Source organism: Hylemonella gracilis (genome assembly GCF_004328645.1).
Lineage (GTDB): Bacteria > Pseudomonadota > Gammaproteobacteria > Burkholderiales > Burkholderiaceae_C > Hylemonella > Hylemonella gracilis_B.
Window position 1 is genome coordinate 1803171 of sequence record NZ_CP031395.1, and the last position, 25704, is coordinate 1828874.

Below are 25704 nucleotides of genomic sequence, written 5' to 3' on the forward strand. Positions count from 1 at the left end.
CCTGCGCGGGGCAGGCACGAGGCGGCGGCCCGTGGCGTGGCCTCAAATTCGGTCGCGCGTGGTCTGGCGGCGCGTCTGGGTGTGGGTGGCGAACCAGGCACGCGCGTTCTCGCAATCCCGCGCGATGCCCACTTGCAGGGCGTCCAGGCCGTCGTATTTCAGTTCGTCGTGCAGTTTGTGCAGCAGTTCCACGCGGATGATTTTACCGTAGCCCCCTTCGAGGCCCAGTTCGGCGGGCCAGTCGAAGACATGGGTCTCCAGCAACACCCGGCCGCCGTTCACGTCATCGGGATCCAGCGAGGGCCGCACCCCCAGATTCGCCACGCCGAGCAATGGAGCCCCCACGCCACTGCCGGTCAAGCCGTGCACCTGGACGGCGAAGATGCCGCTGGCGGCTGGCTTCCAGTGCGCGAAGCGCAGGTTGAGCGTACGAAATCCCTGGCCGCCGCCCGGTGCGCCCGGCCCCAGGTTGCGGCCCAGTTCGCGCCCCAGCTTGCGGCCGTGCAGCACATGGCCGCTGATGTGGTAAGGGCGGCCCAGCAGCTTGGCCGCGTCGTCCATGCGCCCTTCGGCCAGGGCGGCGCGTACCAGGGAGCTGGACACGCGCTGGCCAGCTCCGCCGGGAGCCGGGCCGGGCACATGCACCTCGTAGCTGTTCATGCGCGCGACATCGAAGCCCTGGGCCTGCCCGGCCGCGTCGAGCAGGGCGTAGTCACCCGCGCGCCGGGCACCGAAGCGGAAGTCGTCGCCGACCAGCAAATAGCGGGTGTTCAGACCCCGCAGCAGCACCTCGTCGATGAAGGCTTGCGGGCCGAGGCCGGACAGGCGGGCGTCGAAAGGCAGCACGACGACCTGGTCGATCCCGGCACGTCGCAGGTCGGCCAGCTTGTCGCGCAGGGTGGAGATGCGTGCCGGTGCCAGCTCGGGCTTGCGCGCCTGGGCGGCGAAATAGTCGCGGGGATGCGGCTCGAAGGTCAGCACACAGCTGCGAACGCCGCGCTGCTCGGCCTCGCTGCGCAGCAGGGCCAGCATGGCCTGGTGGCCCCGGTGCACGCCGTCGAAGTTGCCGATGGTGACGGCGGTGCCGGCGGGCCGGCCCGATGCCTCGGTCGTGGGCCGGTCGGCCGGGCCCGGGGAAGGGAAACCGCGAAAGATTTTCAAGGCGGGGTCGGTCGGTGGACCGCGGGGTTTGATACGGTTTTGATAGCGGCGCGGCGTGTGTTGACGGGCCATCAGGGGCCCCTGTTGCGCCACGTTCACGAATTGGGGGTATATTGTCGCATCGCCCGACATTCCCGTTTACTGGCTTGGTTTGACCGTCAGGAGGCACGTGTTGAAGGTATTGAAGCTCTCGGCCCAGGGACTGCCCCAGTCCTGGATTTCGCTGGAAGAAGCGGTGCTGCACTATGCCGCCGACGAGGTGCGCTGGGAAGCAGGCGGGGAGGTGGCCGTCTTTCACGGTGGGCACAACGCCCTCACGGGGCTACAGTCCGTGGTCACGGTCAACAGCATCATCGGCACCAAGGGCGTGCCCAACATCAATCCCTTCGACCTGCGGCCGAGCCTGACCAACGCCAAGCTCTTTGCCCGCGACCGCAATGTCTGCGCCTATTGCGGCGAACACCACCACGAAGAAGAACTCACGCGCGAGCACATCGTCCCCTTCGCCCAGAATGGCATCGACACCTGGATGAACGTGGTCACGGCCTGCCGCGCCTGCAATCACCGCAAGAGCAGCCGCACGCCCGAGCAAGCGGGCATGCCCCTGCTGTACACCCCTTACGTGCCCAGCCTGTGGGAAGACTTCATCCTGCGCAACCGCCGCATCCTGGCGGACCAGATGGAGTTCCTGATGGCCCACGTGCCCAAGTCCTCGCGGCTGCTGGCCTGAGCACGGCCTCCGCGGCGGGCAGTCCCGGCCCGGGGGCGGCCCCTACAATCCGGCCTTCGCGTGACGCGCAAGGCCGTTTTTTTCGCGTCCACGAATGACAAGAAGCGAGCGTCCGGCCTGTGGCCTGTCCGGCACGCCGAAGAACCATTGAACGAGGAGACTTCCCGATGTTCGCACGCCGCACCTTCACCGCCGCAGCCGGTGCCCTGGCCTTGCTGGCCGCTATTTCCGTGAGCCTCGCCCAGGCCCAGACTGCCAGGCCGGTCAAGATGGCCTATGCCCTGGCGCTCAACTCCCACTACGGCGCGGGCGCCCAGGCCTGGGCAGCCCATGTGGAAAAAGCCACGAACAATGCCTTCAAGGTCCAGCAGTTTCCTTCCAGCGCGCTGGGCGGCGAGCGTGAGTTGATCGAGGGCCTGCAGCTCGGCACCATCGAAGCCATCCTGGTCTCCACCGGCGCGCTCAGCAACTTCGTGCCCGAAGTTGGCGTGGTGGACATTCCCTTCCTGTTCCGCGACACGGTCCATGCGCGCAAGGTCTTCGACGGCCCGATCGGCCAGGGCCTGCTGGACAAATTCAAGCAACGCGGCCTGATTGCCCTGGCCTGGGGCGAGCAGGGTTTTCGCCACCTGAGCAATAACAAGCACCCGGTCAACACGCCGGCCGACCTCAAGGGCCTGAAGATCCGCACCATGGAGAACCCGGTGCACTTGCTGGCTTTCCGCACCCTGGGGGCGGCACCCACGCCCATGGCCTGGCCCGAGGTGATCGGCGCGCTGCAGCAGGGCGTGATCGACGGCCAGGAGAATCCACTGTCGGTTTTTGTCTCGGCCAAGCTCTGGCAAGTGCAGAAGAACCTCACGCTGACCGGCCACGTCTACGCGCCTGTCGCGTTGATCGTCTCGCCGGCTTTCTTCAGTGGGCTCACTGAGGCGCAGAAGACCGCCTTCATCGAAGGCGCCAGGATCGGCGCCAAGGCCTCGCGTGATTTCGTCGACGACGTCGAGGCCAAGGGCGTGGCGGAAATCAAGTCGCATGGCGTCAACGTCGTGACCCAGGTGAACAAGGCCCCATTCCAGGCCGCGCTGACGCCGGCCTACCAGCAGTACGCGGCCAAGTTCGGCCAGCAGACGCTGGACCAGATCGCCGCTGTTAAATGAAGCACCCCTTGAGTCGCTGCGCGCCTTCCCCCTCCAGGGGGACGACGGCCTTTGCTGCGGGGCGGCCCTTGCTGGCCGTCCGCTGGTTTGAACCGCGCCACTTCGATGCGGCTTGACGAGGCGCAGGCCTGGATCTTTCTGATGGATCGTTTTGAACGCGTTCTGGTCGCCGTCAACCGCGGCCTGCTGATCGTCCTGCTGCTGGTCATGGCCTGCATCGTCTTCGCCAACGTGGTGCTGCGTTACACCACGGGCGATTCGATCTATTGGGCCGAAGAGGTGGCACGGCACCTGATGGCCTGGGTTACCTTCCTGGGGGCGGGCCTGGTGCTGCGGTTTGGCGGTCATGTGGCCATCGACAACTTGCATCAGGCGGTCGGCCCGCGCTGGGCGCGCAGGCTGCGAGCCCTGGTCGCCGTGTGTCTGGGCCTGTCCTTCCTGCTCATGGCCTACCACGCCTCGCTCTACGTCTGGGCCACGCGTTTCCAGACCACGGCGGCCACCGACATCCCCTTCGCCTGGATTTACGCGGCCATGCCCCTGGGCTTCGTGCTGCTCTTCCTGCACCTGCTCTTCATCGCGCGGGGCTACGTGGTGGAAGGCCGCTATGCCGCGTCGACCGAGATGGACGCCGAGGCGGCGGCCTCGCTCTGATGGCTCCGCATTTTTCCGCCGATACCCGCGCCCGATCATGACCCTGACCCTGTTCATCGCCGTCGGCGCGCTGCTGGCCCTGGGCTTCCCGGTTGCCTTTGCGCTGATCCTCTCGGCGGCGCTCGCGGTGGCCGTGGGCGGTCGTTACCCGCAGCTCGTGGTGTTCAAGGAAATGTTCACGGGCATCGACAGCTTTCCGCTGATGGCCGTGCCTTTTTTCATCTTCGCGGCCGAGCTCATGTCGGGCGGCGCGCTGACCGCGGTGCTGTTGCGCTTCGCGGCGCAATTCGTGGGGCACTTGCGGGGCGGGCTGGGTTACGCCAACGTGCTTTCGCTGACCTTGTTCTCGGGCATCTCCGGTTCGGCGCTGGCGGATGCGGCCGGGCCGGGCTCCATGATGGTCAAGATGATGGACAAGGCTGGTTATGGGCGGGCCTACGCGGCCGCGCTGACCTCGGCCACGGCCATCATCGGCCCCATCATTCCACCGTCCATCATCATGATCATCTATGCCATGCAGGACGAGCAGGTCTCGGTCGGTGGCCTGTTCATGGCGGGTTTCGTGCCGGGTCTGCTGATCGCCCTGGCCATGGCCTGCGTCAATTGGCGGGTCAGCAAGACGCGCGACTACCGCTCCAGCGACCCTCGCCCGTCCGCGCGCGAGATGCTGGTCAACAGCGTCAAGGCCTTGCCCGCGCTGATGCTGATCGTGCTCATCCTCGTGGGCATCCGTTTTGGTGTCTTCACCCCGACCGAGGCCTCGGTGGTGGCGGTGTTCTACGCCCTGGTCTGCGGCAAATGGATCTACCGCACACTGGCCTGGAAGGCCTTGCCCGCCATCGCCGCGCGGGCGAGCTTGCTCACGGCCTCGGTTCTCTTGGTGATGGCGGCTTCGGCGGCCTTTTCCTGGGTGTTGACGGTGGAAGGCGTGCCGCAGGCCCTGTCGCAGACCATCATCGGCTGGCAGCTCTCGCCCTGGATGTTTCTGCTGGCCGTCAACGTGCTGCTGCTGCTCTTCGGCATCTTCATGGAGCCGTTGCCGGGCGTGATGATCCTCGTGCCCATCCTCGCGCCCATCGCCGCGTCATTGGGCATAGCGCCCACGCACTTCGCCATGGTGGTCATCGTCAACCTGACCCTGGGCATGATCACCCCGCCCGTGGGCAGCCTGCTTTTCGTCACCTCGGTCGCGACCCGGGTGCCCATGAACGCGCTGCTGCGTGAACTGCCGCCTTTTCTTTGGGCGCACTTGGTGGTGCTGGTGTTGCTGACCTTCGTGCCGGCGTTGTCGACCTGGCTGCCGCGCACGCTGGGATTCTGAAGCCCGCGCTACGGGCGGGGCACGTCCTAGGCGCCGAGGGATTCCAGTCTGACCGTGCCGCGCGGCGTTTGCAGCATCGCGATCAGGTTGGGGCTGCCTTCGCTGACGGCGAAGTCGTCCAGGCCGAGGGCCTGGCAGGCGGCTTGCAGCGCCCTGGCCTGCGGGTGTGTCGCTTGCAGGGCACGCAGGCGCAGGCCTCGGTCGGGCAGGGATGCGGAGGGATGCGTTTCGCCCCACTGGATCAGTGTGGGCAGGGCGCCGTGGTACAGGCGCTGTCCATCCTCGCGCACCGTGATCTTCCATTCAAGCAGGCCTTGCGCCGTCTGGCGCGAGGCGTCGCGCAGGGCGCCCCGATCGATGCCTTGCGCGGACAAGGCCTGGCACCCCTGCGCGGCGTCCGCGCATTGCGCGACGAAGTGGATCAGCCGCGGTGCGTCGCGCAGGGCCGCCTGCAGGCTCGGCTCGTCCAGGTCGTACCAGCGACGGTGGCCGGGCGCGGGGGCCCTCGGGTTGATCGCGATGATCTCCAGGTAGGCCACCGGATGCGTGCCATTCATCAACGCCAGCAGCCGGTTGTGCGTGCCCATCAGCAGGTGTTCGCCGCCGGGACCGGGTTCGACGCCCAGCACGGTCCGGCACCAAGCCACGCCCTGGTCCAGGGTGTGGGCCGCGATCACCAAATGGTCGACACGGCTGCCGCTTGTACTTGGGAGGGATGCCATCGGGGGTTCAGGCGAACACGCCCGCCGTGTCCTGCATGCGCGCCGACACTGCACCCAGCGCCTGCAGCGTGTCACCGTAAGTCATTTCCAATTGCGTGAGTTTCTTGAAGTAGTGACTCACGATGAATTCTTCGGTCACGCCGATGCCGCCATGCAATTGCACGGCTTGCTGACCGATGAAACGCATGGACTGGCCGAGCTGCACCTTGGCGCGGGCGATGGCTCGGCGACGTTCGTCCGCCGGCGCGTTGAGTCTGAGGCTGGCGTAGTAGCTCATGGAGCGTGCCAGCTCGAGCTGCATCTTCATGTCGGCCACGCGATGGCGCAGGGCCTGGAAGGTGGCCAGCGTGACGCCAAACTGCTTGCGCGTGTTCATGTAGTCCACCGTGGCGGCCAGGGTCTGGTCCATCACGCCCACCGCTTCGGCGCAGAGCGCGGCGATGCCGATGTCCACTGCGTGCTCCAGCGCGGGCAGCCCCTCGGCCGTGACGAGCTGGGCGGGGGCATTTCTGAAACTGACTTCCGCCGCGTGTGACCCGTCCACCGTGCCATAGCCTTGCGCGGTCACACCGTTGGTTTTGCGCTCGACCAGGAAGAGGCCGATCTTGCCTTGTGCCTGGGCCGGCACGAGGTAGGCGTCTGCCTGGTCGCCCACGGGCACGAGGCTCTTGAGGCCGTTGATTTCCCATTGGCCACCCGTCTGCGCGGCCGTGGTTTCGCAGACTTCCAGCCGGTAGCGGGCCTTGCGTTCCACCTGCGCCAGCACGACGATGCGTTCGCCGGAGGCGATGCCGGGTAGCCAACCCTCTTTCAGGTCTGCGCTGGCGTAGCCAGCCAGCAAACCGCCGGCGATCAGCGACTGCGCCACAGGTTCCAGCACGATGCCACGGCCCAACTCTTCCATCACCACCATGCCCTCGATGGGGCCCATGCCCAGGCCCCCATCGTCTTCGGGGATGTAGAGGCCCATCAGGCCGAGTTCGGCCAGTTCGCCCCAGGCTTCGCCGGAAAAACCACCCTCCTTGACGATGGCGCGGCGGCGTTCGAAGTTGTAGCCACGGGCCACCCATTTGCGCACGGCGTCGCGCAGCTGTTCCTGATCGTCGGTGAAATTGAAATCCATGTGCATCTCCTGTATGAGCCCTCAAGCTCCACCTTCGGCTACGCGGCCCCCTGAACCATCTAGAGGGCGCAATGTGTCTCGGGGCGGCCTGGCGGCGAATTGATGTCTTAACCCAGCACCGTCTGCGACACGATGTTGCGCTGCACTTCGTTGCTGCCGCCGTAGATGGTGGTCTTGCGCGTGTTCAGGTAAGTGGCGGCCAGGGGGGCGTTGGCCGCTTCACCGCCGGGATAACCGCCCGGGAAGTCGCCCTGCCAGCCTGCCTCCATCGCTTCGCGAATGAAGGGCAGGCTGAAGGGCCGGCGGCCAGCATCATCAGTTCGGTGTAGCGCTGCTGGATCTCGCTGCCCTTGATCTTGAGCAGGCCCGCGATGTCCAGCGAGTTCTTGCCGCTTTTCTCGGCCGAGAGCACGCGCAGCACGAGCATCTCCAACGCCACCACATCCACTTCCAGCAGGGCGATCTGGTCGCGAAAGCGCGCGTCGTCGTACACGTCTTCGCGCCTGGCGATGGCCTTGACCCGCTCCAGTTCGCGCTTGGCGCGGTTCACGTCGGCGATGTTGGTGCGCTCGTGGCTGAGCAGGTGCTTGGCGTAAGTCCAGCCCTTGTTCTCCTCGCCGATCAGGTTCTCGGCGGGTACTTCCACGTTGTCGAAGAAGACCTCATTCACCTCATGCCCGCCATCCAGCATGATGATGGGGCGCACAGTCACGCCCTTGCTCTTCATGTCGATCAACAGGAAGGAGATGCCGGTCTGCGGCTTGCCTTCGGTGCTGGTGCGCACCAGGCAGAAGATCCAGTCGCCATGCTGGCCCAGCGTGGTCCAGGTCTTCTGGCCGTTCACGAGGTACTGGTGACCCTGACGTTCGGCGCGGGTCTTGACCGAGGCCAGATCGGAACCCGAGCCCGGTTCGCTGTAGCCCTGGCTCCACCAGACCTCGCCGCTGGCGATACCCGGCAGAAAGCGCCGTTGCTGCTCGGGGGTGCCAAAGGCCATGATGACGGGCGCCACCATCACCGGTCCGAAAGGAATGATCCGCGGTGCGCCAGCCAGCGCGCACTCTTCCTCGAACAGGTGTTTCTGCACGGCGGTCCAGCCCGGGCCACCGAATTCCTTGGGCCAGCCATAGCCCAGCCAGCCTTGCTTACCCAGCAGCTTGGCCCAGCGCTGGTGGTCGTCACGGCTCAGGTGCAGGGCGTTGCGCACCTTGTGGGCGATGTCTTGGGGCAGATTCGCGCGCACCCAAGCGCGGATGTCGTCGCGGAACCGTTGTTCCTCGGGGGTGAAGGCCAAGTCCATGGGCGGTCTCCTGTAGGGGCTTTTCTTGGGGCGGCGGTGGGACTGTCCGATGGACGGGCCGCGCCTGCCGTGTTCATGTCATGGTTTTAGCACGACCGTTCGCTTTGGTCTGTCCAGGCTGCGACAAGGATAATCCGGGCATGAGAAACATCGTGATCCTGATTTCCGGGGGCGGCTCCAACATGGCCGCCATCGTCCGGACCGCCGCGCGCGAGGACTGGAAGGCGCGCTACCAGGCCCGGGTGTCCGCCGTCATCAGCAACAGGGCGCAGGCCAAGGGCCTGATCTTCGCGAAGGACGAGGGCATCGCCACCGCCGTGCTCGACCACAAGTCCTACGACAGTCGGGAAGCGTTCGACGCCGCGTTGATGCAGGCCATCGACGCCCATGCGCCCGCGCTGGTGGTGCTGGCGGGTTTCATGCGCATCCTCACGCCGGGGTTTGTCGACCACTACGCAGGGCGTCTGCTCAACATCCATCCTTCGTTGCTGCCTGCCTTCACAGGTCTGCACACGCACCGCCGCGCCATTGAGGCCGGTTGCAAGTTCGCCGGGGCCACGGTGCACCAGGTGACGGCGGAGCTGGACCACGGTCCCATTCTGGCCCAGGCCGTGGTGCCCGTGCTGCCGGAGGACGACGAAGACGCGGTGGCCGCGCGCGTGCTCACGCAGGAGCACCTGATCTACCCGCGCGCGATCGCGGAATTCCTGAACACAACGAAGTGAGTACCCGTCCATGAGCACCGCCAGCCTTGCCACCGCGCCCGTTTCCTTGCGTCAGGACGCCAGCCTGATCGGCTTGATCGGCGTGGCCCACCTGATCAGCCATTTCAGCCAGTTGCTGTTGCCGCCGCTGTTCCCCTGGCTGCGCACCGAGTTCGGCGTGAGCTATGCGGAGCTGGGGTTGCTGATGTCGGTGTTCTTTGTCGTCTCCTGCGTGGCGCAGACGCTGTCGGGATTTTTCGTGGACCGTCACGGCCCGCGCCCCGTGCTCTACGCTGGCCTGGGCCTGCTGGCGCTCGCGGCGTTCGGCTACGCCCTGAGCACGGGTTACACCATGCTTCTGCTGTGCGTGGTGATCGGGGGGTGGGCAACGGCGTCTTCCATCCGGTGGACTACACCTTGATCAACCGCAAGGTCAGCGGCGCGCGCCTGGGCCATGCCTACAGCGTGCATGGCATCAGCGGCAACCTGGGCTGGGCCGTGGCTTCGGCCCTGGTGGTGCCGCTGGCGATGCTGCATTCCTGGCGCGTGGCGCTGGCGGTGGCGGGCTGCGTGGTGCTGGCGGTGCTGCTGCTCTGCGTCTGGCAGGGGGGGCGATTGGCCGCGCCGCTGGCGGCCATGCCTGCCCGCGCGCAAGGGCAGGCACGTGAGTCCGCCAAGGCGGAGGGGGTGCTGGATTTCCTGCGCATCCCGGCGGTCTGGATGTGCTTCGCCTTCTTCTTCGTCTTTGCCACGGCCTTGAGCGTGGTGCAAGCTTTCGCCCCCGAGGCGGCGCGTCAGTTGCACGCCATGCCCCAGGCCTGGGTGGCGGTCTGCCTGACGTCCTACATGGTGGCCAGTGCCTGCGGCATGGTGGCGGGCGGTTTCCTGGCCACCGACGCGGCGCGCAGCGAGCGCCTGGTCGGCGCGGGCTTCGGCGTGGCGGCCAGCATGTCGCTCTTGCTCGGCCTGGCACCCCTGCCTGCGGCGGCAGTGCCCATGCTGTTTGCCGGCATGGGCCTGGCGGCGGGTTTCGCTGGCCCTGCGCGCGACCTGCTGATCAAGCGATCCACGCCGGAACATGCCAGCGGCCGTGTCTACGGCGTGGTGTATGCGGGCCTTGACATCGGGCAGGCGGTTTCGCCGCTGATCTTCGGTCTGCTGATGGACCACCAGAACTGGCGTGCCGTGTTCGTCGGGCTGGCCCTGGTGCAATTGACGCTGGTCGTGACGGCGTTGCGCGTGCGGCATGCGCGTCGTACGCTGGTGACGAGTGCTCCCTGAGGACGCGGGAGTCGAAGTGAGCGTCCGCCGCAAGTAGCCGTTGCGGCGGACAGTCCTTCTTTCAGTCCGTCCAGGCCATTCAGGCCGTGGCGTTCAACGTTGCGCCGCCATAAGCATGGCCGCTGAAGCGAGTGGTGAGCTGCTCGTAGGCCTGCCGAACCAAATCGGTCAGGCGCTGTGAGGTGGCATCGGTGCTTTGCGCCGCCTGCTGCTCCTCGTTCAGCTGGTCGAGAAAGCTCTGCGTTTCCTCTTCGCTGACCTGCTGGTCGCCATCGGTGTCGAGGGCCGCGAGCAAGGCTTGCAAGGCATCGGTTTCGCTGGTGTCGCCGCTGTCCGCAGCTTGCGGCGGCGGAGGTGGCATGCCACCCTGAGGCCGGCCGGCTTCGAATTCGGTCTGGCTCAGGCTGCCATCACCGTCGGTGTCGAGCTGGCTGAAGCGCTCGCTGGCATCTTCCTCCACGCCCATCTTGTCGAACAGGGTCTGCAGCTCGTCGTTGCTGACCTTGCCGTCGCCGTCCGTGTCGATCTTGCCGAACAGATCGTCACCGCTGGAGTCGCCGTCCGCGCTGCGCGATTGGGCGAAATCCATCGTCGAAGGCGGGGGCAGCAGGCTGCGCATGCCCTCTTCCAGTTCGGTCTGACTCAGGCTGCCGTCGCCATCGCTGTCCATCTTGCTCAGCAATTCCCCGGCACTGGCGTTGACGCTGGTGCCGGTTTTCTGAGAGATGTCATCCAGCATGGTTTGCAGCTCGGCTTCGTCCACGCCGCCGCTGCCATCGCTGTCGACCTTGGCGAACATCTCGGCCGGGTCCTTGCCGCCAGGCGGGCGATTGCCCCGCATGGCGATCATGGACGACCAGGCGCTGCTCGCGCTGCTGATTCCACTGATGCTACTCATGGTGATTCCTTTCTTTTTCAGGAGGTTGGCCGCCAGCTCCGCATGGACGCACGACGGCTGATGCATTGTTCGAACTGGTGGTAAAGCCCTGTTGTGCGCCTTGTATCGGCGTCGATACGAAAGTCGGTTCTAAGCCGCGAACAGCCGGGTGGTCCGCATCCAGTTTGTTGTTTCGGGGGTGGTCGTGCTACCTACACTTTTGTTCCAGTTCCCGCGTTCCCGGCCGTTCCCGCCGTCCTGTCGTTTGCCTTCTTGTTTGCCTTGTTCCATGAGTTCCAAGCCGCGCGTCCTGATCGTCGATGACGATGCCAGCATCACCGAGTTGCTGTCCACCTACCTCGCGGGTTTCGGTTTCGAGGTGCGCACCGCGAGCGATGGCAAGGCCATGCGCGCCGCACTGGCGCAAAGCGAGGCCGATCTGGTCGTGCTCGATGTCATGCTGCCCGGCGACGATGGCCTGGTGCTGTCGCGTGAGCTGCGTCGGCAGCGCGCGCGCTTGCCCATCATCATGCTCACCGCGCGCGCCGAGGCCTACGACCGGGTGATCGGGCTGGAGATGGGTGCCGATGACTACCTCTGCAAACCCTTTGAGCCGCGCGAACTGGTGGCGCGCATACGCACGGTGTTGCGTCGCGCCAGTCGGCCCACGGTTGAGCCGCCCCTCATCGGGCGGGTGTGCTTCGATGGCTGGGAGTTACGCCTGCAGGAAAGAAACCTGCTGTCGCCGCGTGGCGTCGTGGTGCCCCTGTCGAACGCCGAGTTCCGTTTGCTGAGTACCTTTCTGCGCATGCCGCGGCGGGTCTGCACGCGCGACCAGCTCATGGAGCAGGCCCGCGGCCGGGCCATGGACAGTTTCGAGCGCAGCATCGACCTGCTGGTCTCGCGTCTGCGCCAGAAGCTGGCCGAGGATGCTGAGGCGCCATCCCTGATCAAGACCGTGCGCGGTGCCGGTTACCTGTTCAATGCGCGCTCGGTGCAGGGGATGGCGGAGTGCTAGCCCCTGCCTGGCTGATCCGCCTGCGTGCCGCGGTCTCGCGCCTGCTACCCGCCACACTGTTCGGGCGCCTGGCCTTGCTGCTCTTCGTCGCGGTGTTGGCCAGTCACCTGCTCGCGCTGACGGTGCTTTTTGAGTTGCGCCCCGGGCCTCAATGGCGTGGGCCGCCCCCCGGCCCTGGTGACTTTCACGGGGCCGCCATCGCGCCCTGGCCCGCATCGCCGCCTGGCTCATCCGAGCCACCACGACCGCCACCACCGCCCGGCGGGCTGTTGCACCTGGGCGCCAGCATGTTGCTGGACATCGGGGTCCGGCTGGGTGCGTTGATGCTGGCCGCCTGGGTCGGCGCGCGCTGGTTGTCGCGACCAATCAGCCGCTTGGCCCACGCCGCGCGCGAGCTGGGTCAGGACGTGCACCGCCCCCCGCTGCCGGAGGAGGGTGCCCAGGAGTTCCGCGAGGCCAGTCGCGTGTTCAACCAGATGCAAGCCCAGTTGCGCCGGCAGTTGGAGGAGCGTGATCGCTTCGTCGCGGCGGTCTCGCACGATCTGCGCACGCCGCTGACGCGCTTGCGCCTGCGTGCCGAATCCCTGGCCGATCCGCGCGAGCGGCGGGGTTTCCAGCAGGACATCGAAGGCATGGAAGAGATGATCCGCGCGACACTGGATTACCTGCGCGGCGCGGCTGACGAAGAGTCCTTCGTCCTGCTGGACGTCGGCGCGCTGGTGACGAGCCTGGCCGACGACCATCCGGCCGGACCCCGGGCCGTGCGCGTCGAGGGCGCGGCGCGGGCCGTGCGCGTCCAACCCTCGGCCTTGCGACGCGCCATCGGCAATCTGGTCGACAACGCGATCCGCTACGGCGAGCAGGCCCACATCCGTCTGCGCGACGAACCGGGGCGTTTGTGCATCGAGGTCAACGACCGCGGGCCCGGCATTCCACCAGAGCAACTGGAGCAGGTGTTCGAGCCGTTTTACCGCCTGGAGTCCTCCCGCAATCGGCACACCGGGGGTGTCGGTCTGGGCCTGGCCATCGCCCGTGACATCGCGCGGCGCCAGGGCGGCAGCCTGACCCTGCGCAATCTGCCCAGGAGCGGCTTGCAGGCGGTGCTGGAATTGCCGCGCAGGTAGCGCGTCGCGTCCTGACCGCGTAGCTCTGGGTGAGCCAGGCGCCGCCAGAACCCGTAGACCGGACACGGGTGGCGCAAGCCGGGGACAATGCGGGATTGGCATGCGTGTTCTGGCCGCATGCGCCTGAAAGCCCTGGCTTTGGGCTTTGCATCGAGGAAACCCGCATGAACGACAAGACCATCCTGCAGCAGTTCCCCCTGGGCGCGCCACCCTGGCCCACCCTGGATCCTTTCTTGTTCTGTGTCCACCACAAGGACGCCTACCCCAAAGGCAATGGCGAGTTCGGTCCAGCGGCGTCACTGACGGGGCGCGCCATCGGCCAGGACTTCGCCAACAAGGATGGCTGGAACATGTACCACGGTGAGACCGTGCCCGGCTTCCCAGCCCATCCGCACCGCGGCTTCGAGACCGTGACCATCGTGCGCGACGGTCTGATCGACCATGCCGACTCCCTGGGCGCGGCCGCGCGTTTTGGCGAGGGCGACGTGCAATGGATCACCGCCGGACAGGGCATTGTTCACTCCGAAATGTTCCCCCTGCTGCACGGCGACCGTGAGAACCCCGCCGAGCTGTTCCAGATCTGGCTCAACCTGCCCGCACGCAACAAGATGGTGGCGCCACACTTCACCATGTTCTGGGGGCCGCAGATTCCGCGCATCGAGGCCGAGGGCGTGAATCTGCGGGTGATCGCTGGCGCCTTTCCCGCAGCGGGTCAGACGCTGGCACCGCCACCCGATTCCTGGGCCTCGCAGCCTGAAGCGGACGTGGCGATCTGGACGCTCAAGCTGGCGGCTGGCGCCCGTCTGACCTTGCCTCCTGCACGGCCCGGGACACGTCGCGTGCTGTATTTCTTCGAAGGGCAGAGCCTGAGCCTCAATGGCGAGACGGTCGAGGGGCGCGCGGGCATTGAGATGTCGGCGGCGCAGCCCGTGGAATTGGTCAACGGCCGCGCACCGGCCGACATTCTGGTGCTGCAAGGCCGGCCGATTGCCGAACCGGTGGCGCAGTACGGGCCGTTCGTGATGAACACTCAGGCCGAGATCCAGCAGGCTTTCACGGACTACCGCCGCACCCAGTTCGGGGGCTGGCCCTGGCCAGCGTCCGATCCGGTGCATGGCGCCGAGGCTGGCCGCTTCGCACGCCACCCCGATGGTCGTACCGAGGCGCCGTCGCTGGCGCAGGGGTAAACAAGCCGCGCCGCGTGGGCTGTGGCCGTGGCAGGGTGTGCTCGCAGAGGCGCGGGAGGGGGTTAAGGGCCGGGCTGAACCGGTGCGTCGGCACCGTCGTCGCGTGTCTGGCCCGTTTCGCCCACCCAGGTGAAGCGCGGTTGGCGTCGGCCGTCCACCACCACGTCTTCCTGGAACATGGCTGCGGGCCGCACCCACAGGCCGCGCTCGCCATACAGCGCGCGGTACAGCGTCATGGGTTCCAGTGTCTCGCTGTGGCGCACGGTGCCCAGCACCTCGTAGGGCAGGTTCTTGTAGTGCCGGTAGAGGCCGGGCCGCGTCTCGATCAGTGGGGGTAGGGTGTCGTCCACCATGGTGCCCAGCGCATCAAGCCTCGGTGGGCGTGGTTTCTTCCGACACGACAAAGCTGTCGTTGAAAGTGAACCAGATCGAGGTGATGAACATGGCGCCCATCAGCAAGGACACGGGCATCAGTCCCACGCCGAGGATGTCGGCTTGGCCGAGCAAAACGCTGAGCAGGATCATGCCAAAGGCCACCAGCAGGCTCAGACCCGACCACGCCAGGGTGTAGAGCGTGAAGGCCCAGAAGTTGCGCGCGCAGGCGACGAAACTGAAAAACAGGCTGCGCACGGGCGGCACGTCATGCCAATGCACCAGCGCGGGCGCGTGCCAGAACAGCATGTTCAGCGGCACGTAAAGCGCCATGGAAATCCAGACCGCGTTGCGAAAGGCGCTGGAATCGACGAGCTCCGCCGTGATCGGGCCACCGAAGAGGTACATGCGCGCGAACAGGCCGCCATCGGCCAGGGCGGACAGACCCAGCACCAGCGCCAGGCCGACCGCGTAGGCCAAACCCAGCACCAGCATGGCGCGGGCGCGTTGCTTGCCGGCGCGGAAGGCGCTGAGCAGGATGGCAGGCATGGGGAACTTGCCCGAGGCCGCTTCGCGTGTGGCCGCCATGAAACCCAGGGTGGCGGCCGGCAGCAGGGCCAGGGCCAGCACGCCGCCGACATAAGGAATCAGGCTGACGACCGAGACGATCGCGATGAACAAGAGGAAGAGGCCCGAGAAGGCCAGGGGCTGGCGCCAGAAGGTGCGCAGACCGGCGCGGAACCAGGCGAGGCCCGTGCGGGCGGGGACGAGGTGGAGTTTCATGCGGTGAGGGCGGGAAGGTGCACAGGCGGTGGGGCGGCCAACAGCTCAGCGGCCAGGAGTGGCTGCCTGACGCGCTGGCGCAGTACGCGTTCGAAGTGGGTGGGGTCGTGGGGCTTGAGCAGGCTGGCCTCGCGCGGCAGATGGAAATCCCACAGGCGGGAGATCCAGAAACGCAGCGCGCCGGCGCGCAGCAGCGCAGGCAGCAGCGCACGCTCGGCCGCGCTCAGCGGCCGTACCGCGGCGTAGGCGCGCAGGAAGGCCACGCTGCGCGGCAGGTCGGTGACCCCCGTGGCGAGGTCGATGCACCAGTCATTGAGGCAGACCGCCACGTCGAACAGCAGGGTGTCCACGCCCGCGAAATAGAAATCAAAGAAACCCGTCAGCTTGGGCGCTTCGCGCGAGCCGTCGAACATCACGTTGTCACGAAACAGGTCAGCGTGGATGGGGCCGCGCGGCAGCGCCGCGTAGGATGGCGTGTCCACCACGTGATTCTGGTAGGCCAGCTCAGCGAGGATCAGGGTCCGTTGCGCGGCGTCCAGGTGGGGCAGCACCAGGGGCACGGTCTCGTTCCACCACGGCAGGCCACGCAGATTGGGCTGGCTGCGTCCATAGTCCTGGCCGGCCAGGTGCATGCGCGCCAGCATCGCGCCCACCGCCTCGCAGTGCGCCTCCCCGGGCGTCAGCTCGCTGGCGCCGCGCAGGCGATTCACCACGGCGGCCGGTTTGCTGCAGAGTTCGTGCAGGATGTCCTCGCTCCCGGCCTGGGCGTGACCCTCGGCGGATGGGCGGGCGGCCGGGTCCGGCACCGGGATGCCGGCGCGCGCCAAGTGCTTCATCAGGTGCAGGTAGAAGGGCAGTTGAGCGGCGCTCAGGCGTTCGAACAGGGTGAGCACGTAGTTGCCCTGCATGGGCTGGCCGTCCGGGCCGAGCCGCTCGGTCGTCACGAAGTAGTTGGTGTTCTCGATGCCGCCCTGGATGCCGCGCAGTTCCTGCAATTCGCCCAGGCCGAGTTGCTGCATCAGTTCGCGGGCCTGGTCGGGCGTGACTTCGGTGAAAACGGCCATGCTGGAAAGTCAGGAGAGAAGGGCACGAGGGCCCGGGCGGGAGTGTCAGGGGTGCGGTGCGAACGTGGGGTCGGCGTGGCGGGTGCGATCAATACGAGAAGATCTTCCAGCGCGCGCGGCCTTCTCCGTTGCCATCGCTGGTGGCGGGGTTGCGGTTGTTGCTCTCGGGCGTGATCTCGTAGGCTGGGGCCGTGCCCTTGCCGATCTTCGGGTTGACGGTGATGCTGCGCGTCTCGCCGCCCACGCGCAGTTCGTCGATGCGTGAGCCCTTGTCCTCGTGCTGGATCTGTTCGACGCGCTGGTCCGTACTGCGTTCAACCGTCTGATCGGCGGGTACCTTGTTCGCGACTCCTGGCGCGGGCGCGGGGGCCTCGGAAGGCACCGTCTGCGCCTGGACGCAGGCCAGACCCAGGGTCAGCAAGGGAGGTAGGAGGCGGCGTGCGAACATGGGCCGGATTGTAGAGCGCGGGCCGACCGTGCCACCCGCGCGCGCCTGGGCTTCTCCCTTCGGCGCAGGCACAATCCCCGTCCATGAGCGAAAAGAAAACCTTGCTGCTGGTGGACGGCTCCAGCTACCTGTACCGCGCCTTCCACGCCATGCCGGACCTGCGTGCTGTGCCGGGGGATCCGTCCAGTCCACCCACGGGGGCCATCCGCGGCATGATCAACATGCTGCAGAGCCTGCGCAAGGAGGTCACCGCCGACTACGCGGCCTGTGTGTTCGATGCCAAGGGACCCACCTTCCGCGATGCCATCTACCCCGAGTACAAGGCGCAGCGCGCGCCCATGCCCGACGACCTGCGCGCGCAAATCATGCCCATCCACGAAGTCGTGCGCTTGATGGGCTGGGCCGTGCTGGACGTGCCTGGCGTGGAGGCCGATGACGTGATTGGAACCCTGGCCGTGACCGCCGCCGCGCAGGGTGTGGAAGTGCTCGTCAGCAGCGGCGACAAGGACCTGAGCCAACTCGTCAACGAGCACATCGTCATCGTCGACACCATGAACGGCAAGCGGCGCGACGTGGCGGGCGTGACGGCGGAGTTCGGCGTGCCACCCGCCTTGATGGTGGACTATCAAACGCTGGTGGGGGATGCCATTGACAACGTGCCGGGCGTGGACAAGGTCGGTCCCAAGACCGCGGCCAAGTGGCTCACGGAATATGGCTCGCTGGACGCGCTGGTGGCGCGCGCGGCCGAGGTCAAGGGCGCGGCGGGCGAGAACCTGCGCAAGGCCTTGGACTGGCTGCCCACGGGCCGCCAACTGCTGACCATCAAGACCGATTGCGACCTGAATGGCTGGGTGCCGGGGTTGCCTGCGCTCGATGCCGTGCGCATCGGCGCGCCGGACAACGAGGCGCTCAAGGCCTTCTACGAGCAGTACGGCTTCAAGGGCCTGGCCAAGGCCCTGGGCTCGACCACCCCGTCTGCGGTGACGCAAGGCGGCACCGGCACCGGGGAGCCCGGGCTGTTTGACGAACCGGCGCCCACGCCGTCCAGCGTGACCCGGGTGAATTACGAGACCATTTTCGACTGGGCCACCTTCGACCGCTGGCTGGCCCGACTTGAGGCCGCCGAACTGGTGGCGGTGGACACCGAAACCACCTCGCTCGACGAAATGGTGGCCGAGATCGTGGGCATCAGCTTCAGCGTCACGCCCGGCGAGGCAGCGTACGTCCCGTTGATGCACGACTACCCCGACGCGCCCGTGCAATTGCCGCGCGACGAGGTGTTGGCGAAGATGAAACCCTGGCTGGAAAACCCGTCCGCGCACAAACTGGGCCAGCACGTCAAGTACGACCGCCACGTGTTCGCCAACCACGGCATTGAGGTGCAGGGCTATGTGCATGACACCATGCTGCAAAGCTATGTGCTGGAAGTGCACAAGCCGCATGGCCTGGCCAGCCTGGCCGAACGGCACCTGGGGCGCACGGGTATCAACTACGAAGACCTGTGTGGCAAGGGTGCCAAGCAGATTCCCTTCAGCCAGGTGTCCATCGACAAGGCGGCGGAATACTCCTGCGAGGACAGTGACCAGACCCTGGACGTGCACCGCACGCTCTGGCCCCGTCTGGAAAAAGACGCCCAGGAGGGCGGCAAGCTCAAGGCCATCTACGAACTGGAAATCGCCAGCAGCGAAACCCTCTACCGCATCGAACGCAACGGCGTGTTGATCGACGCCCCCACGCTGGCGCAGCAAAGCCATGAACTGGGGCAGCGCATCCTGGCGCTCGAGAGCGAGGCCTACGAGCTGGCCGGCCAGCCTTTCAACTTGGGGTCGCCCAAGCAGATCGGCGACATCTTCTTCGTCAAGCTGGGCCTGCCCATCGTCAAGAAGACCGCGACCGGTGCGCCCAGCACCGACGAGGAAGTGCTGGAGAAGCTGGCCGACGACTATCCGCTGCCCGCCAAGATCCTTGAACACCGCGGCCTGTCCAAACTCAAGGGCACCTACACCGACAAGCTGGCGCAGATGGCCTTGCCGGGCACGGGGCGCGTGCACACGCACTACGCGCAGGCCGTGGCCGTGACAGGACGGCTGTCCAGCAACGACCCGAACTTGCAGAACATCCCCATCCGCACGCCGGAAGGCCGACGCGTGCGTGAGGCTTTCATCGCGCCGCCGGGTTGCCTGATCGCCAGCGCGGACTACTCGCAGATCGAGCTGCGCATCATGGCCCACCTCAGCGGCGACGCGGCCTTGCTGCTGGCCTTCCACGACGGCATGGACGTGCACCGCGCAACCGCCTCCGAAGTGTTCGGCCTGCCGACCAGCGCAGTCACGAGCGAGCAGCGCCGCTACGCAAAGACCATCAACTTCGGCCTGATCTACGGCATGAGCAGCTACGGCCTGGCCAAGAGCCTGGGCATCGACAACACCGCGGCCAAGAACTACATTGAGCGCTACTTCGACCGCTTCGCGGGCGTCAAGCGTTACATGGACGAGACCCGTGCCTCGGCCAAGGCCAAGGGCTATGTGGAGACCGTGTTCGGACGCCGCCTCTACCTGCCCGAGATCAATTCACCCAACGGCCCGCGCCGCAGTGGCGCCGAGCGCGCGGCCATCAACGCGCCCATGCAGGGCACGGCGGCCGACCTCATCAAGCTCAGCATGAACGAGGTGCAGCGCGTGCTCGACGCCGAAGGTCGCAAGACCAAGATGATCATGCAGGTACACGATGAACTGGTGTTCGAGGTGCCCGAGAGCGAGGTGGACTGGCTCAAGCGCGAAGTTCCCAGGTTGATGGCCGGGGTGGCCAAGCTCAAGGTGCCGCTGCTGGCCGAAGTCGGCGTTGGAATGAATTGGGACAAGGCGCACTGAGAAACGCCGCGTCTGAATGCGGGGCCGAACCGAACCGCGGCGATGCACAAGGACACATGAGGAACGGAAGAAGAGGCTAAGAAGATGAGTGAATTGCTGTTTTACGAAAAACCCGTGATCCTGAACCGCGAGCGACACAAGAAGCTGCGCGTCAAGGCCATGGACGATGGTTTCGCGTTTTCGGGGGGCGTCAATTCCGTGCCGCTGACGGGCATCGAGTTCTTCGAGGCCAGTCGCGACATGACGGTGTTGTTCAACAAAGGCAAGGACGGGTACTTCCCCGTGGTCATGATGTCGCTGTCCAGCAGCGGCCATGAGCTGGTGGACGCGCAGGGCAACTGGCAGGGCAGCTATGTGCCCGCATTCATCCGTCGTTATCCCTTTGCCCTGACGGCGGACGGCGCGGTCTGCTTCGATGAAACAAGTCGGGCACTGTCTGAGACCGAAGGTGAGTTGCTGTTCACGGAGAATGGCAATTCGCCGGCGCTGGAGCGGGTATTGGCGTTTCTGCACCAGTTCGAGACCGAAGTACGACGCACGCGTGATTTCTGCGAGGCGCTGGCACAGAAGGGATTGCTCGCGCCTTTCGAGGTTGAAGTTCGGCCTCGGGACGGTGGCCGTGCCGTGCGCTTGCAAGGTCTGCACGCGGTCAACACCCAGAAATTCTCTGAACTGCGCGGCGACACGCTGGAACTCTGGTTCACCAAGAGCTGGGTGGCCTGGATTTACGCTCACCTGCATTCCATCGGCGCGCTGGGCAAGCTCTCGTCCGACAAGGCCCCGCCGTCCCGCCCGCACTGAAGGGCGACGAGCCGGGCATTACGGCCCGATTGAATTGAAGGGCCCGTACAACGCTCGCGGGTTCTCGACCAGGATGCGCTGGCGCGCTGCGGCGCTGGGTGCCCAATGCGCCAGCAAATCGAACAGATCCCCGTCGTTGGGCATGCCGCGACCGTTCATGTTCACGTGCGGCCAGTCCGTACCCCAGACCAGGCGTTCGGGCGCGGCGGCGACCAGGGCTTGCGCCAGGGGCGTGACGGGGTCATAGGGCAAGTCCCCGGGCGTGATGCGCATCGGCCCCGACAGCTTCACCCAGAAGCGGCCCGTGTCCAGCAGCTTGAGCAGGCGTTGGAATGCTGGCTGGTTCACGCCGCCCGCCGCCGGGATGGCCGCGAAGTGGTCCAGCACGATGGCGCTGTTGGGCAGCGCCAGCAGGTCGTCGGCGAAGGTCAGCAGGTCCTCGCCCGAGGGGTAGAACTGGACGTGCCATCCGAGCTCGGCCACCATGGCCGCGATGCGCGGCGACAGGCGGGGCAGGGCACCGCGGTGGCCCGGGCTCACGAAACGCGCGCCCCGCACCCCCAGGGCGTCCAGGCGCTGCAGTTCGGCGCGGCTCACGTCCTCGGGCAGCAAGGCCACGCCCTTGAAGCGGCCGGGGTGCTGCGCGAGCACGGCGCTCAGGTGCGCGGTGTTCGTGCCGTAACCGCCGCCGCTGACCACCACGGCCCCGGCCAGGCCCAGGGTGTCCTGCAGATGGATGTGCATTTCGGGCAGCGCGTCTTCGGAGCTGTACTTGCTGTCCGGGTGGAAGGGGTACAGTGCCGCCGGGCCGAATATATGGAGGTGGCAGTCGATGGCGCCGGGCGGGCAAGCCGTGAGGGGTTTGCGCGGCGAGCGGTCCGGTGGCTGCGCGAGCGGGGGCGTGGTTTGCATGGTCACTCGGCCTTGATCTGCGATTTGCGCACCACCTCCGCCCACTGACTGAGTTCGGCGCGGATCAGTTTGGCGAACGCGGCCGGATCGCTGGCCACGATGTCGACGCCGTCCTGCCTGAGCTTGTCCTGGAAGGCCGGCGTGCGCGCCATGCCGACGATGGCCTTGTGCAGCTTGGTGATTCGGGCCGGGTCGGTGCCGGCAGGGGCCAGGATGCCCATCCACAGAATCCCCTGGTAACCGGGAATGCCGGACTCCGCCAGCGTCGGCACTTCGGGCATCAGCGGCGAGCGGCGCAGGCTGGCGATGGCCAGCGGCTTGAGCTTGCCCGACTTGATGTGCTGCGACGAGGTGGCGATGGTGTCCATCTTCACCGCCACCATATTGGCCAGCAGGTCGTTCATGGCCGGCGCCGCGCCCTTGTAGGGGATGTGCAGCACGCGCATGCCGACGCGCTGCAGCAACAGCTCCATGGTGACGTGCGGCAGGGTGCCGTTGCCGGCCGACGCGTAAGTCAGCTTGTCCGGGTTGGCCTTGGCGTAGGCCACGAACTCGGCATAGGTGTTGAAGGGCTGGGTGCTGTTGGCGACCAGCAGTTCGGGAATCTCCGCCACCAGGGAGACGGGCGCGAAATCCTTCAGGGTGTCGAAGGGCAGGCGTTCGATCAGCGAGGGGTTGATCGTGTGGTTGGGCGTGGTGAACAGCAGCGTGTAGCCGTCGGCCGGGGCCCGGGCCACGCGTGCCGTCGCGATGGTGCCGCCGGCGCCCGGCAGGTTCTCCACCACGACGGGTGTGGCGAGTTGCTCGCCGAGTTGCGTGGCGACCAGGCGGGCCACGAAATCGACGGTGCCGCCAGCGGGGAATGGTACGATCAAACGCACGGCCTGATCCGGATAGGCGGCCTGCGCGGACAGCGACCAGCCCGATGCGAGGACGCCGAGGATCAGCAGCAGTCCGCGCAGTCGAGCGCGCAGCGGCGCAGGCTTGAAAGAGAGAGACATGGGGAGCTCCAGCAGGTGTTGTTGGGGAGGGCGGAACAAGGCGCGCAGTACACCATCGCACCGCCACGCAAACAAATGATTTGTTTGCACCCACCAATGAACGCCGTTCATTTGTTTTCCATGCAGATCGACTTTCTGGGTATCCAGGCCTTCCTGGCCATCGTTGAATGCGGCAGCTTCCAACTGGCCGCGACGCGGCTCAACCTGTCGCAGACCGCTGTCAGCCACCGCATGCGCAAGCTGGAAGAAACACTGGGCGTGCGCCTGATCGCTCGGACCACGCGCGAGGTGTCCCTGACGGACGCCGGTCGCGCGCTGCTGCCGCGCGCGCGCAATGCGCTGCAGGAGCTGGATGCTTCCTGCGAGACCGTGCGCAAGCACGGCCAGAACGCGAACAACTGGCTGGTGCTGGCCTGCCTGCCCACCCTGGCCTCGGGCGTGCTGGTCGAGGTACTGCGGGACTGCCAGGCGCGCTGGCCCGACGCCTCGGTGCGCATCTTTGACAGCAGCGTGCCCGAAATCCTTGAATTGGTGGAGTCCCGCACCGCCGCCTTTGGCCTCAGCGTGATGCGGCCCGGTCTGGTCGGCGGCGAGCTGGAGGCGCAGCGCATCGGCGACGAGCCCTTCATTCTGCTGTGTCCCGAGGTGCATCCGCTGGCCCGCAAGCCCGTGGTGCGCTGGCTGGAACTGCAAGGCGAGGCACTCATCCGCATCAGCATGACTTCGGGCAACAGCGTGACCATCGACGAGTCCCTGGACGGCTTGCGTGAACAACTGCGCTGGCGTCTCGAAGCGCAGCACACGGCGATGGCGCTCGAGATGGTGCGCGCCGGCCTGGGCCTGACAGTGGTGCCGCTGCTCGCGGCGGTACCGGGGCCGGGCATCCGCGCCGTGCCGCTGGAGGTGCCCCAGGTGTCCCGCACGCTGGCCGTGATCACACGCCGCGACGCCCTGTTCGACGCGCGGGAGCGCTTCGTGAAAGACAGTGCCGTGGCGCTCATTCGCAGCCGCATCGCCGCCAACTGAGCCGGAAACAGCGCCCCCGCAGCCTTGCCGCGGCGGATGAATCTTGCGCATGGGTGGGCAAGAAGAATTCATTTGTTCTCGCTCCGGGCGCGGCCTAAACTTTCCCGCATAACGAGGAGACCCGCCATGATCGCATCGTTACGCCGCACGCCGGCCCTTGCGCTTCTTTCACCCGCCCTGCGCCACCACGATTTCAGTCGTCGCGATTTTCTGGCGGGCTGCGCCGCCGCCGCGCTGGCGATGGGAACCGGCCATGCGCGGGCCGAGGGCGGCAATCCCGGCCGGCCGATCCAGGTGATCGTGCCTTTTGGTCCAGGTGGTCTGGCGGACATTTCCATGCGACTGGTGGCGCAGAAGCTGAGCGAACGCATGGGCCAACCCTGGGTGGTGGACAACCGCCCCGGCGCGGGGGGCGTGGTGGCCGCCACGTCGGCGCTGTCCGCGCCGCGCGATGGGCATACGCTCATCTTGTTTTCCAACGGCACGGCCATCGGCAAATCGCTGTTCAAGCTCGGCTACGACCCCGAGGTCGACTTCACGCCGATCTCCAGTCTGGCGCTGTTCGATCTGGTCCTCATCACGCGCAAGGACGGTCCCCTGACCGACCTGCCGAAGCTGCTGGCTGCGGGGCGCGCGCGGCCGCTGCTGCTGGGCAGCATCAACCCCGGCAGCACCCAGAACCTGTCGGCGGAGCTGTTCAAGTCGGTGGCCGGGCTCAACCATGCCGATGTCGTACCGCACAAAAGCACGCCCCAGGTGCTGATCAGCGTGCTGCGGGGCGACGTGGACGTGGCCTTCGAGTCCTATGCCGCGCTGAAAGGCGCAGTCGACAGCGGGCAGGTGCGCGCGGTGGCGACCACCGGCTCGGCGCGGACGGCGTGGCTGCCTGACGTTCCCACCGTGCAGGAGGCTGGCCTCGCCGATTACGTCGTCACCGGCTGGAACGCGCTGTACGCCACCGCCGGCACGCCTGCGGACAGGGTGGAACAGATCAACGGGCACATGCAGGCGGTCATGACAATGCCCGAGGTGCGCCAGCGCCTGCTGGACCTGGGAACTGAAGCGAGGGCCAGCACCTCCGCCCAGCAGGCCGAAGTGTTTCGGCGCGACACCGCGAAGTGGGCACAGGTGATTGCCCGGGCCAACATCAAGGTGTCGTAGACGGCGCCGTGATGCGCCATGGTCTTCGACCCACCGATTCTTCAAGGACTCTTCGTTTGAATTTTCCCATCCATTCCGAGGCCCCGCTGGTCGATGCCCACGTGCATGTGTTTCGCCGCGACATGCCCCTGGTGCCCGACCCGCGCCATCAGCCCGACTACGAATTCAGTGCCGAGCAACTGCAATCGACCCTGGACACCCACGGTGTGCAATTCTGTGTGATCGCCGCCGCCAGCCCCTGGGGCGACTGCAACGACTACATCGTCGATGCGCTGCGTTCGCGCCCGCGCTGGCGTGGCACGGTCATCCTCGATCCGGAGCGTACCGACCGTTACCAGCTGGAGCAGCTGGGCCGGGACGGCATCGTCGGTCTGCGCCTGCCCTTCATCGGTTTGCGTGAGCTGCCTGCTCTGGACAGCTGGGCCTGGCGCAAGCTGCTCTACCGGCTCCGGGAACTGGACTGGCATGTGCACCTGCACCTCGATGGTCCCCGCATTCCGCAGGTGCTGCCCTGGCTGGAGCAATCGGGCGTGAAGATCGTCATCGACCACATCGGTCGCCCCGATCCGGTCGAGGGCATCCACGGTGAAGGCTTCAAGGCCATGGTCCGTTCCGTCGAGTCGGGCCGCACCTGGGTCAAGCTCTCCGGCGCCTACCGGCTCGGGCCTCAGGCGACGGAACAGGCCCGTGAGTTGTGTCGCCAGGTCGGGTACGAGCGGCTGGTCTGGGCCAGCGACTGCCCTTTTGTCGGCGCGGAAACCACGAGCTATCAGAGCACCATCGACTGGTTGACCGACGTGGTGCCGGACGCGCGCGAGCGTGCGCGCATCACCGGGGCCAATGCGCTGGCGCTGTACTTCCAGCACTGAGTCGACCTGAAATCCTCCGGGCAAGGGGTGAAGAC

At 66.6% G+C, this 25704-nt stretch carries 23 protein-coding genes and 2 pseudogenes; 14 read left to right on the plus strand and 11 right to left on the minus strand.

The annotated features are described in order from the left end of the window. Positions 1 to 42: 42 nt before the first annotated feature. On the minus strand, positions 43 to 1161 hold the full coding sequence (locus tag DW355_RS08535) for a bifunctional riboflavin kinase/FAD synthetase (protein ID WP_131279264.1): 1119 nt from the start codon (positions 1159 to 1161) through the stop codon (positions 43 to 45). Between the two features lie 172 nt (positions 1162 to 1333). On the opposite strand from DW355_RS08535, the gene DW355_RS08540 reads away from it, so the two are divergent. From DW355_RS08540 to DW355_RS08555, 4 genes are all read left to right on the plus strand, one after another. Further along, a complete protein-coding gene (locus DW355_RS08540) occupies positions 1334 to 1891 on the plus strand; it encodes an HNH endonuclease (RefSeq protein WP_131279266.1) in 558 nt (185 codons plus the stop codon). Between the two features lie 167 nt (positions 1892 to 2058). Then, positions 2059 to 3051: a TRAP transporter substrate-binding protein gene (locus DW355_RS08545; RefSeq protein ID WP_131279268.1), complete on the plus strand. Its 993-nt coding sequence runs from the start codon at positions 2059 to 2061 to the stop codon at positions 3049 to 3051. 138 nt (positions 3052 to 3189) lie between these two features. Then, positions 3190 to 3705, plus strand: coding sequence for a TRAP transporter small permease (locus DW355_RS08550; RefSeq protein WP_131282524.1), 516 nt, complete (start codon positions 3190 to 3192; stop codon positions 3703 to 3705). A gap of 37 nt (positions 3706 to 3742) precedes the next feature. Beyond that, positions 3743 to 5026: a TRAP transporter large permease gene (locus DW355_RS08555; protein ID WP_131279270.1), complete on the plus strand. Its 1284-nt coding sequence runs from the start codon at positions 3743 to 3745 to the stop codon at positions 5024 to 5026. A gap of 26 nt (positions 5027 to 5052) precedes the next feature. On the opposite strand, the gene DW355_RS08560 is transcribed toward DW355_RS08555, so the two are convergent. The 3 genes and pseudogenes from DW355_RS08560 to DW355_RS08570 form a co-directional block, all read right to left on the minus strand. Then, on the minus strand, positions 5053 to 5748 hold the full coding sequence (locus DW355_RS08560) for a VOC family protein (protein ID WP_131279271.1): 696 nt from the start codon (positions 5746 to 5748) through the stop codon (positions 5053 to 5055). A 7-nt stretch (positions 5749 to 5755) separates the two neighbouring features. Continuing rightward, positions 5756 to 6871, minus strand: a complete 1116-nt coding sequence (locus tag DW355_RS08565; RefSeq protein WP_131279273.1) for an acyl-CoA dehydrogenase family protein — start codon at positions 6869 to 6871, stop codon at positions 5756 to 5758. Between the two features lie 107 nt (positions 6872 to 6978). Beyond that, positions 6979 to 8171 (minus strand): annotated as a pseudogene (locus DW355_RS08570) (acyl-CoA dehydrogenase family protein). A gap of 140 nt (positions 8172 to 8311) precedes the next feature. Between DW355_RS08570 and purN the strand changes: the two are divergent. Then, a complete protein-coding gene (purN, locus tag DW355_RS08575; RefSeq protein WP_131279275.1) occupies positions 8312 to 8896 on the plus strand; it encodes a phosphoribosylglycinamide formyltransferase in 585 nt (194 codons plus the stop codon). 10 nt (positions 8897 to 8906) lie between these two features. After that, positions 8907 to 10156: pseudogene (locus DW355_RS08580) on the plus strand (MFS transporter). 79 nt (positions 10157 to 10235) lie between these two features. Here DW355_RS08580 and xopAW read toward each other — a convergent pair. Next, positions 10236 to 11054 (minus strand): EF-hand domain-containing protein, encoded by an 819-nt coding sequence (gene xopAW, locus DW355_RS08585; RefSeq protein WP_165493154.1) that lies wholly within the window; start codon positions 11052 to 11054, stop codon positions 10236 to 10238. Between the two features lie 268 nt (positions 11055 to 11322). Here xopAW and DW355_RS08590 point away from each other — a divergent pair, with 268 nt between their 5' ends. The 3 genes from DW355_RS08590 (at position 11323) to DW355_RS08600 (ending at position 14362) form a co-directional block, all read left to right on the plus strand. Beyond that, positions 11323 to 12051 carry a response regulator gene (locus DW355_RS08590; RefSeq protein WP_131279279.1) on the plus strand — a complete coding sequence of 243 codons (729 nt, stop codon included), beginning with the start codon at positions 11323 to 11325 and terminating at the stop codon, positions 12049 to 12051. Continuing rightward, the gene (locus tag DW355_RS08595) at positions 12045 to 13175 is read left to right on the plus strand and encodes an ATP-binding protein (RefSeq protein ID WP_131279281.1); all 1131 of its coding nucleotides are present in this window, start codon (positions 12045 to 12047) and stop codon (positions 13173 to 13175) included. Before DW355_RS08590 ends, DW355_RS08595 begins: the two co-directional genes overlap by 7 nt. A gap of 164 nt (positions 13176 to 13339) precedes the next feature. After that, entirely contained in the window at positions 13340 to 14362 is a 1023-nt protein-coding gene (locus DW355_RS08600) for a pirin family protein (protein ID WP_207388102.1), read from the plus strand. 62 nt (positions 14363 to 14424) lie between these two features. On the opposite strand, the gene DW355_RS08605 is transcribed toward DW355_RS08600, so the two are convergent. From DW355_RS08605 to DW355_RS08620, 4 genes are all read right to left on the minus strand, one after another. Continuing rightward, positions 14425 to 14715 carry a DUF1653 domain-containing protein gene (locus DW355_RS08605; RefSeq protein WP_131279283.1) on the minus strand — a complete coding sequence of 97 codons (291 nt, stop codon included), beginning with the start codon at positions 14713 to 14715 and terminating at the stop codon, positions 14425 to 14427. 13 nt (positions 14716 to 14728) lie between these two features. Beyond that, positions 14729 to 15517 carry a BPSS1780 family membrane protein gene (locus DW355_RS08610; RefSeq protein ID WP_131279285.1) on the minus strand — a complete coding sequence of 263 codons (789 nt, stop codon included), beginning with the start codon at positions 15515 to 15517 and terminating at the stop codon, positions 14729 to 14731. Beyond that, positions 15514 to 16581 (minus strand): homoserine kinase, encoded by a 1068-nt coding sequence (locus DW355_RS08615; protein WP_131279287.1) that lies wholly within the window; start codon positions 16579 to 16581, stop codon positions 15514 to 15516. The genes DW355_RS08610 and DW355_RS08615 overlap by 4 nt, the downstream gene beginning before the upstream one ends. An 88-nt stretch (positions 16582 to 16669) precedes the next feature. Further along, entirely contained in the window at positions 16670 to 17029 is a 360-nt protein-coding gene (locus DW355_RS08620) for a hypothetical protein (protein WP_131279289.1), read from the minus strand. A gap of 83 nt (positions 17030 to 17112) precedes the next feature. Between DW355_RS08620 and polA the strand changes: the two genes are divergently transcribed. Together polA and DW355_RS08630 are read left to right on the plus strand one after the other, a co-directional pair. Then, positions 17113 to 19899, plus strand: a complete 2787-nt coding sequence (polA, locus tag DW355_RS08625; RefSeq protein ID WP_131279291.1) for a DNA polymerase I — start codon at positions 17113 to 17115, stop codon at positions 19897 to 19899. 84 nt (positions 19900 to 19983) lie between these two features. Beyond that, complete coding sequence (locus tag DW355_RS08630; protein ID WP_131279293.1) at positions 19984 to 20700, plus strand: SapC family protein; 717 nt, start codon at positions 19984 to 19986, stop codon at positions 20698 to 20700. 18 nt (positions 20701 to 20718) lie between these two features. Here the strand turns inward: DW355_RS08630 and DW355_RS08635 are convergent, their stop codons facing one another. After that, positions 20719 to 21612: an amidohydrolase family protein gene (locus DW355_RS08635; RefSeq protein ID WP_131279295.1), complete on the minus strand. Its 894-nt coding sequence runs from the start codon at positions 21610 to 21612 to the stop codon at positions 20719 to 20721. Positions 21613 to 21614: 2 nt separating this feature from the next. Continuing rightward, positions 21615 to 22613: a tripartite tricarboxylate transporter substrate binding protein gene (locus DW355_RS08640; protein WP_131279297.1), complete on the minus strand. Its 999-nt coding sequence runs from the start codon at positions 22611 to 22613 to the stop codon at positions 21615 to 21617. 96 nt (positions 22614 to 22709) lie between these two features. On the opposite strand from DW355_RS08640, the gene DW355_RS08645 reads away from it, so the two are divergent. The 3 genes from DW355_RS08645 (at position 22710) to DW355_RS08655 (ending at position 25669) form a co-directional block, all read left to right on the plus strand. Next, a complete protein-coding gene (locus tag DW355_RS08645; RefSeq protein ID WP_165493155.1) occupies positions 22710 to 23639 on the plus strand; it encodes a LysR family transcriptional regulator in 930 nt (309 codons plus the stop codon). 126 nt (positions 23640 to 23765) lie between these two features. Next, a complete protein-coding gene (locus tag DW355_RS08650; RefSeq protein WP_165493156.1) occupies positions 23766 to 24800 on the plus strand; it encodes a Bug family tripartite tricarboxylate transporter substrate binding protein in 1035 nt (344 codons plus the stop codon). A 56-nt stretch (positions 24801 to 24856) separates the two neighbouring features. Beyond that, positions 24857 to 25669: an amidohydrolase family protein gene (locus DW355_RS08655; protein WP_242671343.1), complete on the plus strand. Its 813-nt coding sequence runs from the start codon at positions 24857 to 24859 to the stop codon at positions 25667 to 25669. The last annotated feature ends 35 nt before the right edge of the window (positions 25670 to 25704 follow it).

Bases quoted from the DNA above. Each gene is read 5' to 3' on its own strand.
- DW355_RS08590 (WP_131279279.1), top strand. From the start codon at position 11,323: ATGAGTTCCAAGCCGCGCGTCCTGATCGTCGATGACGATGCCAGCATC.
- DW355_RS08560 (WP_131279271.1), bottom strand. From the start codon at position 5,748: ATGGCATCCCTCCCAAGTACAAGCGGCAGCCGTGTCGACCATTTGGTG.
- xopAW (WP_165493154.1), bottom strand. From the start codon at position 11,054: ATGAGTAGCATCAGTGGAATCAGCAGCGCGAGCAGCGCCTGGTCGTCC.
- polA (WP_131279291.1), top strand. From the start codon at position 17,113: ATGAGCGAAAAGAAAACCTTGCTGCTGGTGGACGGCTCCAGCTACCTG.
- DW355_RS08640 (WP_131279297.1), bottom strand. From the start codon at position 22,613: ATGTCTCTCTCTTTCAAGCCTGCGCCGCTGCGCGCTCGACTGCGCGGA.
- DW355_RS08610 (WP_131279285.1), bottom strand. From the start codon at position 15,517: ATGAAACTCCACCTCGTCCCCGCCCGCACGGGCCTCGCCTGGTTCCGC.
- DW355_RS08600 (WP_207388102.1), top strand. From the start codon at position 13,340: ATGAACGACAAGACCATCCTGCAGCAGTTCCCCCTGGGCGCGCCACCC.
- DW355_RS08630 (WP_131279293.1), top strand. From the start codon at position 19,984: ATGAGTGAATTGCTGTTTTACGAAAAACCCGTGATCCTGAACCGCGAG.
- DW355_RS08620 (WP_131279289.1), bottom strand. From the start codon at position 17,029: ATGTTCGCACGCCGCCTCCTACCTCCCTTGCTGACCCTGGGTCTGGCC.
- DW355_RS08545 (WP_131279268.1), top strand. From the start codon at position 2,059: ATGTTCGCACGCCGCACCTTCACCGCCGCAGCCGGTGCCCTGGCCTTG.
- DW355_RS08555 (WP_131279270.1), top strand. From the start codon at position 3,743: ATGACCCTGACCCTGTTCATCGCCGTCGGCGCGCTGCTGGCCCTGGGC.
- DW355_RS08635 (WP_131279295.1), bottom strand. From the start codon at position 21,612: ATGCAAACCACGCCCCCGCTCGCGCAGCCACCGGACCGCTCGCCGCGC.
- DW355_RS08650 (WP_165493156.1), top strand. From the start codon at position 23,766: ATGATCGCATCGTTACGCCGCACGCCGGCCCTTGCGCTTCTTTCACCC.
- DW355_RS08605 (WP_131279283.1), bottom strand. From the start codon at position 14,715: ATGGTGGACGACACCCTACCCCCACTGATCGAGACGCGGCCCGGCCTC.
- DW355_RS08645 (WP_165493155.1), top strand. From the start codon at position 22,710: ATGAACGCCGTTCATTTGTTTTCCATGCAGATCGACTTTCTGGGTATC.
- DW355_RS08615 (WP_131279287.1), bottom strand. From the start codon at position 16,581: ATGGCCGTTTTCACCGAAGTCACGCCCGACCAGGCCCGCGAACTGATG.
- DW355_RS08565 (WP_131279273.1), bottom strand. From the start codon at position 6,871: ATGGATTTCAATTTCACCGACGATCAGGAACAGCTGCGCGACGCCGTG.
- purN (WP_131279275.1), top strand. From the start codon at position 8,312: ATGAGAAACATCGTGATCCTGATTTCCGGGGGCGGCTCCAACATGGCC.